Here is a 14843-nt window from a genome sequence, read left to right as displayed (position 1 = left end):
GTTGAAATATATCTTTGTTTGTATAAACAAAACAATTGAAAATAATTATAAAAATCTACTAAAAATACATCTTCTGCTCTATAAATTTATTTATACTAAAATAAAAATTCTGTAAAAAATAAGATATATATTTATAAAAAATAATTTTTATAAATATATATCTTATTGATATCAGTACTTATTCTATATAAAAACGCCATAAAAAATCTTTTGCTTCTTCTGCATAGTCTATATTTATACGTTTACTAGTTTTTATATCCAATTCACCTTCACTAAATACCTTTTTTCCTTCATTATCATAATAAAAGTCACTTATATATAATTCTTCACCCATTATACTCTTACTATTTAAGCTTCTATCTATTTTTAAAGCCTTACAAAGTTTTCCTGGTCCATTAGTAATATTTTTTATTTGATACTTACTCAAATTATCATACAATTTATTATATCTATTTATAGATATCTCATCTAAAGAAGTTATTGGTTCGACACCTCTTATCAACACACACTCTGGTACATTTTCTATATTCGCTGATAGATTTAGACAATTGTACATACCATAAATTAAATAAACATATATATGTCCACCATCTAAATACAGAGGCTTAGTTCTCTCAGTTCTTTTATCACCATATACATGTGCACCTTTGTCATTTATACCCATGTATGCCTCTGTCTCTACTATCTTGGTAACAATTGTTTTGTTTTCATACTTTCTTATTAAATATTTACCTAATATAGATTTAGCTAAATCAATTCCATTTTTCCTAAAAAAATCCTTTTCCAAAATTTCACCTCATAAAGTTTATTTATAGTCAGTTAAATACAGCTAAAATTATAAGTAAAATTAGTCTGCTTTTAATTGTATATTAATATATAAAATAATGGATTTCAATATTTACTACTTATATATATCAAAAAATTCTATCTCGAATTTTTCAATATTATCATTGTAATTTGATTTATCATAGACTTCTTCAACTACTTCTTTAATTGGGAATATGATTTTCACCTCTGTTCCTTCTCCTAATTTACTATCTATATAAATTTCTCCATTTTGAATTTCAATTAACGATTTTGCAAGACACAATCCTATTCCACTGCCGAATTCATTTGATATACCACTATTTTCAATTTGTTTAAATCTATTAAATATGTCATTTAATTTTTCCTTTTCTATACCTATTCCAGTATCTTTTATAAGTATTTCTACATTTTCACCTTCTTTATATATTCCTACAAGTATTTCTCCACCTTCTAAAGTAAACTTTATAGCATTTGATAATATATTCAATATTATCCTTTCTATAGATTCTGGGTCAAGACCTACTCTCATAGTTTCCTCATTTGTATCAAAAACTAAGTCGATTCCCTTAGATTTTGCATAACTGCTAATGGATGTAACTATTCTTTCTGTTATATCGATAATATCAAAGTTAACTGCTTTAATCTTATATATTTCTGATTTAACTTGAGAAATATTTATTATATTATCTATTAATCTTAATAATCTAAACATGTTTTGTTTAGTTATTTTTATGTGTTCTCTTAATATATCTTGACAGTCAATTATCTTGCTTTTTTTATAAAGATTCTCGATAAGCTGAACTGAGCTATAGATATTATTTAAAGGAGTCTTGAGTTCATGAGATATATTAGCATAGAACTCCATCTTCATCTGGTCATACTGTCTTTGTTTTATTAATGCTTTTTTAAGTCTCTCAGACTCTCTTTGTACACTTAAATCTTTAATGATTCTCACTCTACTTCTCTTCTGTCCAAAGTATAAGGTTCTTGATATCATATTTACTTCTTTAATATGATTGTTTTCATTTACTATATGAATACTTTTTTCTCTTTCACCTATATTTAAATTGTTTATGTATTTTTTTACTAAGATATTTCTATATTTTTGTGTTGTTACTCCTAGTACATCACTTGATATTCCAAATAATTCTCTAAAAGCTCTATTTGTATAAAGTACTCTTGATGTACTTAAATCTTCAAGAAAAATAGCCTCTGGTATAGCATCTAATAATTTTTCATATATTATTTTTTGTTCATTTACTGTTCTAAGTATATTTATTTCTTTGGTTATATCTCTAAATGTAAGTAACTTAAATAATTTATTATTTGACCAATAATCTCCAACTCTCACTTCTTCAACATGTTCTTCACCATCTGAATCAGACATTACAAAATTAACTATACAATTTGCTGTATCATTATAACTTACTATTTCAGCTTTCTTTTCTTTTGTTAGATTTAATCTTTTAAAGTCTCTATTATCAAAGAAATCTATGTTAAAAGTTTCAAAATATTTTTCTAATGTCATATTAACTAGCTCTTTTGATGTACATTTAAAACTCTTTTCATATTTTTTATTTATGCTTATTACTTTATTCTTCTTTATACCACCTTCTGCACTTCTTACAAGTATAGGAGAGGGTATATTTAATATTATATTTTCATAATCTTTATTTATAGCCCTTATCTCTTTATCCATTTTTATTTCATTTGTAATATTATTTAAGCTTATTAAATAATTACTTTCTTCTTCATTATTACTTAAACTTAGCAAATATATTTTATTATTTAGCTCTACTTGTTTATCAATTATACTTATATCCTTATCAAATTTTTTTAGCTTTTCAGCTACACACTCATCTTCTTTTATAAAATTTAATATGTGATAAAAGTTTTTCATGTCCTTTGAAAATTCATCTTTAAATGCATTATTTGTATAACTTATATTAAAATCATAATCTGTTATTATCCATACATTTGGTATAGTATCAAGTGCTTGTCTTAATAACTCTTTTCTTTCATCTATGTAATTTTTTAATGTTTTCTGTATAGTCATATCCTTTTCTATTGCTAGATTTATCTTACTTAATTGTTCTGACTTTTTACTTAACTTCTTATTTATTGAATTTAATTCATAATATGGATATACTATTCTATTACTTAGACTGTATACATACACATAGTAAGTATGATTACATAACAATAAATACACTACTCCTATTAATCTATCTGTATCTACTATACTAATTTGACAAGTTGTTATAAAACCTATAATAGTTGCAAATAAAGCAAAGTATGATAAATTTTTTATTAAGCTATAATGTTCAGCTTCACTATTGATTTTGTTTAATACAAACAATAAATTGAACAAAGATATGACAATATTAATTGACATAATAATCATATTCAAATAAAAGTTATTAAAAATACTTCGTAGAAAATAATCTACTATTACAAAAGTACTGTTGAAAATCAACAAATGACTTATTCTCAGTTTTTTTATTTTAGAAATTGTTAAGTATATAAATGTAGATATATTAATTATACTTAAATTGAGTATCATAACTTGGAATTTTTGAATCTCTAATTCTGCTATGCCTAAAATCCCCACAAAAACTAATACAAGGCATCCTAATTTTAGTATATTTATAAATTCATCTTTTTCAAAACTAGTTATATAAACTATAGAATATCCAAATATCCAAAGTAAAATTATCCTATACATATTTATGGAAACTGTATACAAATTTATATTCAAAAGTGCAATAATTAAAAATAACCCATTAGCCAATATATAGACCTTATTCTTCCTTAAAGTTCCCTTAGATTCCATATTCCCCACCACTTCTTCATTTTTATATAGTTTTATCTATAAATATGTTACCACAATTCTCCCAAAAAATTTGTCACTTTCTAGTTATAAAAAAAAATGAGTAAAGTTTTTAAAATTTTACTCATTTTATAGATTTTGTATATTTAATTTAAAAAGCTGGAACGATACTTCCTTTATATTCATCTTGTATAAACTTTTTAACTTCTTTACTATTCATAGCTTCTGATAAAGCTTTAATCTTATCACTATCCTTATTATCTTCTCTACAAGCAATTATATTTACATATGGAGAATCACTTGATTCTATTACTATTGCATCTTTAGTAGGATTTAAATTAGCTGTTAAAGCATAATTAGAATTTATTACTGCTCCATCAACATCTTTTAATACTGTTGGTAATTGTTCTGCATTCATTTCTTTTATTTGTATATTTTTAGGATTTTTAGTTATATCTTTTTTAGTTATAAGTTCGCCATCTTTTACTTCTATTAATTTATGTTTTGCTAATAATTTAAGTGCTCTAGCTCCATTAGTCGCATCATTTGGTACAGCTATAACTGCTCCATCTTTTACTTCATCTAATGATTTAACTTTTTCTGAATAGAATCCCATTGGCTCTATATGAACTTTAGATGTATAAGTAAGTTTATATCCTTTTTCCTTAACAGTCTCCTCTAAAAATGGAATATGTTGAAAGAAGTTAGCATCCAAAGAACCTTCATCTAAGGCTGTATTTGGAAGCACATAATCATCAAATATCTTTACTTCTAAATCATATCCTTTTTCTTTTAATAAAGGTTTTGCAACTTCCAATATTTTTGCATGTGGATTTGATGATGCCCCTACTAATATTTTTTTATCCTCTTTGTTTGAACATCCTACTGCTGATATTGCTATTGCTGACACTAATGCTACTGATAATAATTTTTTTAATTTCATTTTTTACTCCCCCTTTAAAAATGTTTTATTGATTAAATTATTTTAGTTTCTTATACGCTAGATTTCCTAAACCTTGTATTATTTGAACTAGTATTACAAGTGCTATTACTGTATAAACCATTACTGCTGTATCAAATCTTTGGTATCCATAAATAAGTGCTATATTACCTAGTCCACCAGCTCCTACTGCACCTGCCATAGCTGTATAACCAAGTATAGAAATTACTGACAATGTAATTCCAGATACAATTGAAGGCATTGCTTCTTTTATCATAACTTTAAATACTATTTGTTTTTTTGTAGCCCCAAAAGATTTGGCAGCCTCTATTAGTCCCTTATCAACTTCATTTAATGAACTTTCTATAATCCTAGCGATAAATGGTGCTGCACCAATAGTTATTGGTACTATTGCAGCAGTTTCTCCTATACTTGTTCCAACAATTAATCTTGTTATTGGAATCATTGCAACTATAAGTATCATAAACGGGAAACTTCTAAATATGTTTACTATAAATCCTAGTGCACTATTAATCGTGCTATTTGGTTTTAATCCATCTGGTTTTGTCACTACTAATATAATTGCTAGTATAAATCCTAATATTGTTGCCACTACAGTTGGTACTATGACCATATATAAAGTTTGTAGTAATGCATTTGGAAATAGTGTTGTTAAAAAATCAATTAGACTATTCATTTATCATTTCCTCCCATCTTATGTCCTTATCTGTAAGATACTGTTTTACTTTCTCTCCGCTTTTATCTGAAACATTTATAATAAGTGAACCTAAAATATCCTCTTTAAATTGTTCTAATTTCCCAAATATTATAGATACATCTATGTTTAACTCTCTTGCCATTGTTGTAATAATAGCATCATTAGAAATGTCTTTAGGGAATAGTATTTTTATATTTGTTCCTTTTGGTAAAATTATACTTTCTTCACCTATTAATTTTCTAAGTCCCTTAGTATTTCTCAAGAAAATTTCTTCTGTATCTCCTACTTCTAATACCTCTCCATTTTCCATTATTGCCACTCTTCCGCAAATTTGTTTTATAACTTCCATTTGATGAGTTACAACTATTATTGTTATTCCTAGGTTTTTGTTTATATCTTCAAGTAATGAAAGAATTGATTTTGTAGTATTTGGGTCTAGTGCTGAAGTTGCTTCATCACAAAGAAGTACTTGTGGGTTTAGTGCTAAAGCTCTAGCAATTGCAACTCTCTGTTTTTGACCACCACTTAAGTTTCTTGGTTTATCATTTTTCTTTTCAGATATACCAACCACTTCTAGTAACTCTAAAACTCTTTTTTTAATTTCTGCCTTTGTATATCCAAAACACTCTAAAGGTAATGCTACATTATCAAATACTGTTTTTCTTTCAAGTAATGAAAAGTGTTGAAAAATCATTCCTAACTCTTTTCTTAAATCCCTCATTTGCTTTTCATTTAATGACTTTACTTCCTTATCAGATACAAGCACACTACCTTCTTGATATTCTTCTAGCCCATTTATGCATCTAAGTAGTGTTGATTTTCCAGCACCACTATGACCTATTATCCCAAAGATTTCTCCAGATTCTATCTCAATACTTACATCTTTAAGTACTTGAGTCTTTCCATAATACTTATTAACATTTTTTATGCTAACCATAAAATTTCCTCCCCACATATTCTGCTCAATTTGTATGTTTATTTTTATTTATGTATTTTAAATTTGTATCTAACAAAATAAAAGCCTGAGTATAAACTCAGGCTTAAAAAGCTATTTATACTCATCTATCAACTATATCAGTTGCAGGATTTAGCACCAATGTATATAAAATATACTGGTTGCCGGGTTTCAAAGGGCCAGTCCCTCCACCACTCTTGATAAGACGTTATTTAATTTAATTCGATTATCATTTGTTGCTATGTTATATATAATATATTTATTAATAATATTTGTCAATAAATTTATTTAAAATTTTTATTTTTTATTATTCCTAATTAAAGATAAATAACTATTTTTTATTGTTTCCTGTTATTCCTAATCTATCATTCATATCTTTTATCATTTTTCTAAAACCACTACCTATATCATTTCCAACATCTTCTGTTCCATGAACTAATTTCATAAAGTCATTTTGACCTTTTTTCATATCTTCGTCAGATACTTTATCTAATTTTGCTAGTCTAGAATCTATATCCTTTACTAATCTTTCACCTTCAGTTATTAATTCATCATTCATTTTCTTTAATTCAGCATCTTCTGTTTTACCATCTTTTTTAAGAGAATCTACAAATGATTGTATTTTATCTCTACTGTCTTTATATGCTGCCTTTACATCACTTAAATATTTTTCATTTCCTGGATATTCTTTATCCTTAAACTGATTATTTATACTTTCTGGAGTATCATAAATAGAATATCTATTTAAACCTGCTATATAATCATTATAGCTTGTTGAATAATAATTCATATAGCCTTCATTGTTATTTACTGATTCGTTTGGATTTTTTCCTGCATTTTCATCTGGTTGTTCAGTTTTTTTAGTACATGCTGTCATACCTATAGCTAATACTAACGCAAGTCCTACAAATAAAGTTCTTTTTAATTTCATTTTTATTACCCTCCTAGATGTTTTATATTACAAAAAGTTTTAATAATTCTCTTTCTTACATTTAGTATTTCTATATTTTTATTTTTTATTTACTAAAATTAAACAATTTATAATTTATTTTTTGGGAAATTATAATAGATAAGTAATTAAATAAAAAAATATAATTTTATTATTGATATTGATTATCATTCATAGTATAATTTAATTAATTGATATTAGTTTTCATTTGAAGGAGGTTATCTTTTATGCATTGTTGCAGTTCACAATTTTGTTGTAAGAATAAAATTGAATCATCATATATAAAATGGCTTTTAGAAGTTTTAGGTCCAGTTTTTTTAGGCTCTAAACCTGCTGAAATAATAAATATTTCATTTACTGACGTAAATAGAGAGGAAAAAATTAGTGATATTTACAAATATTTATATAAGTGTAAAAAGATAGATTTTATAGTTATTGATAAAGAAAAAAAAGGATTAAAAATATTATTTGTAAATAAAACTGCATTGTCAGAAAGATTAAAATGTAAAAAAACAGTAAATTTTTTGAAGTTTTTAGGATACAAACAAAATACTAATGTAAATGCTTATTTAGAGCATCTAGTTGAAAAACTTAAAACTGATACTTTTCCTGATGAAATAGGTATTTTTTTAGGATATCCCCTTAAAGATGTGATTGGATTTATGGGATATAGTAACTGTGAAGTTTCTATGATTAAATATTGGAAAGTTTACGGTGATCCAAAACAATCAGAAGACACATATTCTAAGTTTTTGCTTCATCGTAAAAAAATGAGAAAATTGCTTGACTACATAAGTGTAGATAAAATAGTAAGCTGTTTCTAATTAGATTTAATTCTATAAAATAATTAAAAATAAAAATACATCCTTTTTTATCATGTTATTACCACAATAACTTAAGGATGTATTTTCTATTTTAATATACTAATTTTGATTATATAACATATCTTTAATATTTATTTTCTTTTCTTGCATTCCATTAGACATCAAGAATTCTTGTGTATCCTCTAACTCTTTTATATCCTTATCTGTTATCTTAGAACTAAAATCATACCAAGAATACATTTCCTTTGTTTCATCTAAAGTTAAACCAACTTCTTTTGATACATCTTCCATTACCTTATCTTTATTTTCATCCATATATTTTAAAGTTTCTTCATGAACTTTCATAAATCTTTTTACTAATTCAGGATATTTTTGAGAAAAATCATCACTTACTGCAGTAACTATTATTCCACTAACTAAACCTTCTCCATTTACTATCATTTTGCTACCTGCATTTATTGTTTTTAGAGCTACTGGACCTGCAAGCATTGCAACATCAGCACTTTTACTTTCTAATGCAGAGGCAGCGCTAGGAATATCCATGTTTACATATTCAACATCATCTATAGTATAACCTTCCTTAGCAAGTGCAGCAATCAATAATTGATGAAGTATAGTCCCTTTTGGCCCTACAATTTTCTTACCTTTTAAATCTTTTATAGATTTGATATTTTCATTGTTAGTTATAAGCATATATCCTTTTGGTGATCTGCTATAGATATTTGTAATTTTAAGCCCAACTCCATTAGAAGCAGCTATTATAGCAGATGTTCCACCTAATGCATGCAAAAAGTCTAATTCTCCAGCAGCTAGTGCCTGAGTTTGTTCTGGACCTGTTGTTAGTTCATGAAAATTAACTTTTATATTATCCTTTTTAAATTCCTTACCAAATGAATCATCCTTCTTTTCCAGTATACTTGGAACATTAAGTGGAGACTTTACATAGGTTAAATTTATTTCCTTAGGTAAACTAGTCTCTTTTTTTGTAGGAACATCTTTATTACCCTCTTCTTTTGTTGAACATCCCACAGTACCAACCAATACCATTACTAAAGATGTCATTACTGCTAAAATTTTTTTGTTTCTTTTAATCACTTAAAACTCCCCCAATTCCCTTAATATTTCTTTTTTTAAGCTTATATAATAGCTTTTAGTTAAATCTCTATTATATTCATCTTCGACACTAAATTGTTTAATCCCTTTATTTTTACTAAAAACAATTATTTTCTTTGCTATTTCCATAGCTTCTTCGATATTATGAGTTACAAATACTACCCCTTTTTTAGTATTTTTATGGATATTTACTACTTCTTTTTGCATTTTTCTTCTTGTAAAATAATCTAATGCCGCAAATGGTTCATCCATCAATAGAATATCTGGGTTAAAAGAAAGAGCTCTTGCAATACTTACTCTATGAGCCATTCCTCCTGAGAGCTCATTTGGATATGAGTTTTTAAACTTTTCAAGTTTCATCATCTTTAAATATCTGTCTAAATCAACCTTATTTATATTATTTTTTTCAGTATGTAAAAGTATATTTTCACTTACATTTAGCCATGGCATTAGTCTACTTTCTTGAAAAACAACCCCTACTTTTGGGATACACTTTTTATCATTATAAAAAAAATATACATTTCCACTAGTAGCACTTTCAAGACCTGCTAAAATTCTAAGCAAAGTTGTCTTCCCACAGCCACTTTCCCCTAATATAACCGTTATTTCTTCGCTAGATATACTCAATGATATATCATCAAGCACTAAATGTTCTTTATTATCAACTAAATACTTTTTATGTATATTCTCTAATAAAAATCCATTTCTAACCATTTAAATCAACCTGCTTCCCTTTGCTAAATTTTGCTATTGCCATTGAAAATAGATAATCTGAAAGTATACCTAAAAAACCAATAACAAAAATTCCAACCAGTACAATATCAGTTCTTGACATATCCTTACCATCAGAAATCAAGTATCCTAAACCAGAAGAAGCCGCAATAAGTTCTGCACCAATTATAGCTCTAAAGCTATACCCAAGACCTAGACTAAGTCCAACAATAATATCTAACATAGAATTAGGAATTATTATTTTGCAAAAAATTCTTTTCTTAGATAAATTAAAAGACTTTCCTACTTCGATTAATTTACTGTCACAATTTTTTATCCCTTTTAGCGTATTTAAAAATATTGGGAAAAACGATGCTAAAACTATAATTATAATTTTAGACTCTTCACCTATACCAAACCATAAAATCAGCATAGGTATTAAAGCTAGTGGAGGTGTACTTCTCATAAATTCAAATAGTGGCTTGAAATACTCATACATTTTTTTATTTACACCAAATACGATTCCAAGTGGTATTGCTATCAATGAACTTATTAAAAAACCTATAAATATCCTCTTAACACTAGCATAAACATTTAAAAAAATAGAACCATCATTTATCATTTTTATAAAAGTTTCGAAAACTCTTTCAGGTGGAGGCAAAATATAGCTACTCCATATACCTAAAACACATACAATTTTCCATAAAATTAAGATTAGTAAGAAAATGTAATATCCTTTAAACTTTTTATGAATTCTCTCCAGCATCTAAAACTCCTTTTTAATATACCTACCCCTGCTACCATTTTTATTCTTTAAATATATTTTAAATCACAATTAAAATGCACTATAAAAATTAATCTATGCCAATTCTTACTCCACCTGACCTCATTCTGTCAGAAGGTGTTGCATCTGTATTCAGACTAGACAATCTCTCCGATGGTTGTATAATAACTATTTGGCCAGGTTCAACAAACTCCATATGATAAGATTCCCCTGAAGTCTGACCAACAAAAGTTTTCCATGATAGTTTTGCTACTTTAGGATATGGTTCCCTTCCAGTCCATGCTACTAACGCATCTGGGTCAACACAACAAGGCCCTTCAAGTATCAGAGGGTTACCATCTGTTATTATGGCAATATCTTGATTTTGGCTTGTTTTATTTATTAAATGTGTAGTAAAAAGTCCTTTTTGAGATATTACTCCTGAACCAATTAATTTTACACTATAATCTAGTTGTTCTGAAAATGCTAATAAGTTTTCGCTCTCAACACAAATCGAGTCACCTGGGTCAATTGATATTACATCTACATGATAAGCATTTTGTGCTAGGTAAATTTCACCTTCACCTTCAACAACCATTATTGGCATTTGTTCTCCTGTCAATGACCTTTGAACATGTCCTAGTAATGCTCTACCTAAACCACCGCCATTGTTTGGGCCTAATATTAATTTTTCAAAGTTAAAATTTCCTTTAAATGCTACCATAGCACCTTTTTTAGCAAAAAATTTACCACTTCCTCTTGCTATACACATAAGTTCGTTTGTCACATCAAATTTAAACATAATAAACATTTATATTGCTGTATTTAGCAATAATCCCTCCTAATCATATATTTGTCTATAATTATACAGTAAAAATATAATATAGTCTAATTGACTTCAAATATGAAATTTATTATTTATATAAAAAATAAAAGCCTGATAATAAAGTAATTTAAACTTTTTATCAGACTCTTATTTTATCTATCTTTTAGTATCATGGCAACTCTTACTACTTGAGCATCCAGAACAACCACATCCACAACTACTGCCATTCTTTTTTTTGTTATTAACCATATGCATCACAGCCAATGCCATTAATATTACCACAATAGCTGCTATAACAAATGTAGCCATAATCATCACTCCTTATTTATATGAACTAATTTTTCATATAGCTCAAATTACCAATTTTATCTTTTTTTATTGTTCGATTTGAATAAGTTAAAACTCCAAATACTACAGCTATTGCTATAACTATAGATATTATTGCCCCAGCAATACTTCCGCCAGTTCCTAAAAGTACACTTCCAACTTGATTGATAAGAAGAGCAACTATATAAGCTGTTAAAGTTTGGAATCCTAATGTAATCCATGTCCATTTCCATGAACCCATTTCTCTTTTTATAGCACCAATAGCTGCAAAACAAGGTGCACAAAGCATGTTAAATGCCATAAATGAAAATGCACTAACTACTGTAAACATACTTGCAACTGAACCAAGAAGTGTTGGGTCTTGTTCTGTTGCATCTGATATACCAAACAAAACACCAAATGTTCCAACTACATTTTCTTTTGCTACTAGACCTGTAACTGTTGCTACTGATGATTGCCAGTTTCCAAATCCAAGAGGCGCAAATATTGGTGCAACTATATTTCCTAGACTAGCCAATATACTATCTCCTGCATCTACCATTTGTAGTGACCAGTTAAATGATTGTAAAAACCATATTACTCCACAAGCAACAAATATAATTGTACCTGCTTTGATTATAAATGCTTTTCCTCTATCCCACATATGAATTAAAACACCTTTTGCACTAGGAACATGATATTGAGGTAGTTCCATAACAAATGGAGATGGCTCTCCAACAAATAAAGAAGTTCTTTTTAATATAATTCCACAAACAATTATCATTACAATTCCTAAGAAATACATTGATGGTGCTACCCATGAAGCCCCTCCAAACAATGCTCCTGCAAATAAAGCTATTATTGGAATTTTAGCTCCACATGGAATAAATGTAGTTAACATGATAGTCATTTTTCTGTCTCTATCATTTTCTATAGTACGAGTTGACATAACACCTGGAACTCCACAACCTGAACTTATAAGCATTGGTATAAATGACTTTCCTGAAAGACCAAACTTACGGAAGATTCTATCCATTATAAAAGCCACACGTGACATGTATCCACAATCTTCAAGTATTGATAATAGTAAAAATAAAAGCATGATTTGTGGCACAAATCCTAATACAGCTCCAACTCCACCAATTAAGCCATCAACTACAAGACCTTGTAACCAATCAGCTACATTTACGGAAGCTAGGAAATTACTTACATTACCTTGAATAATTTCTCCAAACAATACATCATTTGTCCAATCAGTTGCTATAGCACCCAATGAACTTACTGCTATGTAGTAAACTCCCCACATTATAAGTGCAAAAATAGGTAATGCTAATATACGGTTTGTTACAATCTTATCTATTTTATCTGAGACAGTTTCTTTACCTTTTCTATTTTTCTTTATTATGCTTGAAATTATTGAACTGATAAATTCATAACGATTTGCTGTGATTATACTTTCACTATCATCATCCAATTCATCTTCACAGCTTCTAGTTATTTCTTCTATATCATTTAATATTCCTTTAGAAATATCAAGCTTTTGTATAACATTTTCATCTCTTTCAAATAACTTGATAGCTAACCAACGTGTTTCCATATCTATATATGGAGTTTTTTCCTCTATTATCTTTTCGATTTTTTCTATTGCTCCTTTGCTTTCATCAACAAAAGGTAACTTAAAATCTAATTTATTGTTACAACTTGCAATTTCAATTGCTTTTTGAGCAGCTTCCATAATTCCTTGCCCTTTAACAGCTGTTACTTCTACTACAGGGCAACCTATAACCTCTGATAATTTTTTAATATTTATCTTATCTCCATTTTTCTTAACAACATCCATCATGTTAAGAGCTATAACAGTAGGTATACCTAATTCCAAAACCTGAGTTGTTAAATATAAATTTCTCTCTATATTTGATGCATCTACAATATTTATTACTGCATCTGGTTTATCATCAAGCATAAAATTACGTGTAACAACTTCCTCTAATGTATATGGCGATAGAGAATAAATTCCTGGTAAATCTACTATTTCTACATCTTTATTTCCTTTTAATTTTCCACCTTTTTTTTCAACTGTTACTCCTGGCCAGTTACCAACATATTGCGATGAACCTGTAAGTCCATTAAACATTGTTGTCTTGCCACAATTAGGATTTCCTATGAGACCTATTTTTATTGACATTTCCATTCCCTCCATTAATATTTAGATACATAATTATTTTTGATACAGAAAATCATTCTCACTATATAATTGCATTAACCCTACTATAATTAAGTTTATTATTCCACAATAATTTTTTCTGCATCTGATTTACGAATTGACAGTTCATAATCTCTAACTGTTATTTCAATTGGGTCTCCAAGAGGAGCTACTTTTCTCACAAACACATCAACACCCCTTGTAATCCCCATATCCATTATACGTCTTCGTGTGGCTCCTTCTCCTTCTAATTTTTTAACTTTTACAGTTTCCCCACACTTAATATCCTTTAGCTTGTTCATATTACTACCTCCCTATATTATTATCCTGCTTGCCATTTTTTTATCTAATGCAATTCTAGTATCCTTTACATCTATTATCAAATTGCCATCTATCTTAGAAATTATTTTAACATTTGTTCCTACTACAAATCCTATGCTATTTAAAAAGGTTCTTATCTTATCACTTCCTGAAATCTTCTTTATAACTACTTCTTCTCCTATATTTGATAATACTAATGGCATATGATTTTCCTCCTCCTTATACTAATTTAAATTTATGTGTAGACTTTTCCTTCTATTTAAATTCTAGTATCTTATTTTTAAGTTGTGACTCATTAAAATGATTACCTATTTTTTTCCTTCTTTTTACAATTCTTAATTTTGATTTAAGTCTATCACAATAGTATAAGTTTTGCAAGTGATTATTGTATTCTTTTGATTTTTTTTCTCAATTAAACTTCTTCCTCATATAAATCTTATTCATTTTAGCATAATTTCCATAAAATAAAGATGCTTTTAGATAGTATCTTTGACTATCTAAAAGCATCTTTATTTTTCATCTATTCTATATTTATTTATATATTTAATTCTTCCTTAGAAACATTTTTTTATTATTA

The 14843-nt window shown here is 27.6% G+C and carries 15 protein-coding genes and 1 riboswitch; of the genes, 1 reads left to right on the top strand and 14 read right to left on the bottom strand.

Going from position 1 to position 14843, the window contains the following annotated elements; all coding sequences use genetic code 11:
• Positions 1 to 178: 178 nt before the first annotated feature.
• The 6 genes from KGF52_RS17095 to KGF52_RS17070 all read right to left on the bottom strand — a co-directional run bounded on the left by KGF52_RS17095 (position 179) and on the right by KGF52_RS17070 (position 7181).
• The gene (locus KGF52_RS17095; protein ID WP_227840998.1) at positions 179 to 787 is read right to left on the bottom strand and encodes a DNA-3-methyladenine glycosylase; all 609 of its coding nucleotides are present in this window, start codon (positions 785 to 787) and stop codon (positions 179 to 181) included.
• Between the two features lie 114 nt (positions 788 to 901).
• Positions 902 to 3640, bottom strand: coding sequence for a PAS domain-containing sensor histidine kinase (locus KGF52_RS17090; RefSeq protein ID WP_227840997.1), 2739 nt, complete (start codon positions 3638 to 3640; stop codon positions 902 to 904).
• 148 nt (positions 3641 to 3788) lie between these two features.
• Positions 3789 to 4580, bottom strand: coding sequence for a MetQ/NlpA family ABC transporter substrate-binding protein (locus tag KGF52_RS17085; RefSeq protein ID WP_227827354.1), 792 nt, complete (start codon positions 4578 to 4580; stop codon positions 3789 to 3791).
• 37 nt (positions 4581 to 4617) lie between these two features.
• The gene (locus KGF52_RS17080; protein WP_227432857.1) at positions 4618 to 5274 is read right to left on the bottom strand and encodes a methionine ABC transporter permease; all 657 of its coding nucleotides are present in this window, start codon (positions 5272 to 5274) and stop codon (positions 4618 to 4620) included.
• Positions 5267 to 6232, bottom strand: a complete 966-nt coding sequence (locus KGF52_RS17075) for a methionine ABC transporter ATP-binding protein (protein ID WP_227827353.1) — start codon at positions 6230 to 6232, stop codon at positions 5267 to 5269. The genes KGF52_RS17080 and KGF52_RS17075 overlap by 8 nt, the downstream gene beginning before the upstream one ends.
• A gap of 118 nt (positions 6233 to 6350) precedes the next feature.
• Positions 6351 to 6457, bottom strand: a riboswitch (SAM riboswitch).
• A 124-nt stretch (positions 6458 to 6581) separates the two neighbouring features.
• Positions 6582 to 7181, bottom strand: coding sequence for a hypothetical protein (locus KGF52_RS17070; protein ID WP_227840996.1), 600 nt, complete (start codon positions 7179 to 7181; stop codon positions 6582 to 6584).
• A 245-nt stretch (positions 7182 to 7426) separates the two neighbouring features.
• On the opposite strand from KGF52_RS17070, the gene KGF52_RS17065 reads away from it, so the two are divergent.
• A complete protein-coding gene (locus KGF52_RS17065) occupies positions 7427 to 8023 on the top strand; it encodes a DUF3793 family protein (protein WP_227840995.1) in 597 nt (198 codons plus the stop codon).
• A 99-nt stretch (positions 8024 to 8122) separates the two neighbouring features.
• Here KGF52_RS17065 and KGF52_RS17060 read toward each other — a convergent pair whose 3' ends face one another.
• From KGF52_RS17060 to KGF52_RS17025, 8 genes are all read right to left on the bottom strand, one after another.
• Entirely contained in the window at positions 8123 to 9085 is a 963-nt protein-coding gene (locus tag KGF52_RS17060) for an NrtA/SsuA/CpmA family ABC transporter substrate-binding protein (protein WP_255611362.1), read from the bottom strand.
• 33 nt (positions 9086 to 9118) lie between these two features.
• The gene (locus KGF52_RS17055; protein WP_227840994.1) at positions 9119 to 9850 is read right to left on the bottom strand and encodes an ABC transporter ATP-binding protein; all 732 of its coding nucleotides are present in this window, start codon (positions 9848 to 9850) and stop codon (positions 9119 to 9121) included.
• Entirely contained in the window at positions 9843 to 10613 is a 771-nt protein-coding gene (locus tag KGF52_RS17050) for an ABC transporter permease (protein WP_227827348.1), read from the bottom strand. The genes KGF52_RS17055 and KGF52_RS17050 overlap by 8 nt, the downstream gene beginning before the upstream one ends.
• A gap of 88 nt (positions 10614 to 10701) precedes the next feature.
• Complete coding sequence (locus tag KGF52_RS17045; RefSeq protein WP_227827347.1) at positions 10702 to 11412, bottom strand: AIM24 family protein; 711 nt, start codon at positions 11410 to 11412, stop codon at positions 10702 to 10704.
• 180 nt (positions 11413 to 11592) lie between these two features.
• A complete protein-coding gene (locus KGF52_RS17040) occupies positions 11593 to 11745 on the bottom strand; it encodes a FeoB-associated Cys-rich membrane protein (RefSeq protein WP_227827346.1) in 153 nt (50 codons plus the stop codon).
• A gap of 25 nt (positions 11746 to 11770) precedes the next feature.
• On the bottom strand, positions 11771 to 13927 hold the full coding sequence (gene feoB / locus KGF52_RS17035; protein WP_227827345.1) for a ferrous iron transport protein B: 2157 nt from the start codon (positions 13925 to 13927) through the stop codon (positions 11771 to 11773).
• Positions 13928 to 14025: 98 nt separating this feature from the next.
• Positions 14026 to 14247, bottom strand: a complete 222-nt coding sequence (locus tag KGF52_RS17030; RefSeq protein WP_227432844.1) for a FeoA family protein — start codon at positions 14245 to 14247, stop codon at positions 14026 to 14028.
• A 12-nt stretch (positions 14248 to 14259) separates the two neighbouring features.
• The gene (locus KGF52_RS17025) at positions 14260 to 14469 is read right to left on the bottom strand and encodes a FeoA family protein (RefSeq protein ID WP_227840993.1); all 210 of its coding nucleotides are present in this window, start codon (positions 14467 to 14469) and stop codon (positions 14260 to 14262) included.
• Positions 14470 to 14843: the final 374 nt, after the last annotated feature.

Origin of the sequence: Clostridioides sp. ZZV15-6597 (genome assembly GCF_020657815.1) — a bacterium.
Classification (GTDB): domain Bacteria; phylum Bacillota; class Clostridia; order Peptostreptococcales; family Peptostreptococcaceae; genus Clostridioides.
Note: the sequence above shows the minus strand (reverse complement) of the source record. Positions and strands in the feature narration are given on the sequence as shown.

Excerpts from the sequence above, each read along its gene's own strand:
- KGF52_RS17090 (WP_227840997.1), bottom strand. The coding sequence starts at position 3,640 with ATGGAATCTAAGGGAACTTTAAGGAAGAATAAGGTCTATATATTGGCT.
- KGF52_RS17085 (WP_227827354.1), bottom strand. The coding sequence starts at position 4,580 with ATGAAATTAAAAAAATTATTATCAGTAGCATTAGTGTCAGCAATAGCA.
- KGF52_RS17080 (WP_227432857.1), bottom strand. The coding sequence starts at position 5,274 with ATGAATAGTCTAATTGATTTTTTAACAACACTATTTCCAAATGCATTA.
- KGF52_RS17075 (WP_227827353.1), bottom strand. The coding sequence starts at position 6,232 with ATGGTTAGCATAAAAAATGTTAATAAGTATTATGGAAAGACTCAAGTA.
- KGF52_RS17070 (WP_227840996.1), bottom strand. The coding sequence starts at position 7,181 with ATGAAATTAAAAAGAACTTTATTTGTAGGACTTGCGTTAGTATTAGCT.
- KGF52_RS17065 (WP_227840995.1), top strand. The coding sequence starts at position 7,427 with ATGCATTGTTGCAGTTCACAATTTTGTTGTAAGAATAAAATTGAATCA.
- KGF52_RS17060 (WP_255611362.1), bottom strand. The coding sequence starts at position 9,085 with ATGACATCTTTAGTAATGGTATTGGTTGGTACTGTGGGATGTTCAACA.
- KGF52_RS17055 (WP_227840994.1), bottom strand. The coding sequence starts at position 9,850 with ATGGTTAGAAATGGATTTTTATTAGAGAATATACATAAAAAGTATTTA.
- KGF52_RS17050 (WP_227827348.1), bottom strand. The coding sequence starts at position 10,613 with ATGCTGGAGAGAATTCATAAAAAGTTTAAAGGATATTACATTTTCTTA.
- KGF52_RS17045 (WP_227827347.1), bottom strand. The coding sequence starts at position 11,412 with ATGTTTAAATTTGATGTGACAAACGAACTTATGTGTATAGCAAGAGGA.
- KGF52_RS17040 (WP_227827346.1), bottom strand. The coding sequence starts at position 11,745 with ATGGCTACATTTGTTATAGCAGCTATTGTGGTAATATTAATGGCATTG.
- feoB (WP_227827345.1), bottom strand. The coding sequence starts at position 13,927 with ATGTCAATAAAAATAGGTCTCATAGGAAATCCTAATTGTGGCAAGACA.
- KGF52_RS17030 (WP_227432844.1), bottom strand. The coding sequence starts at position 14,247 with ATGAACAAGCTAAAGGATATTAAGTGTGGGGAAACTGTAAAAGTTAAA.
- KGF52_RS17025 (WP_227840993.1), bottom strand. The coding sequence starts at position 14,469 with ATGCCATTAGTATTATCAAATATAGGAGAAGAAGTAGTTATAAAGAAG.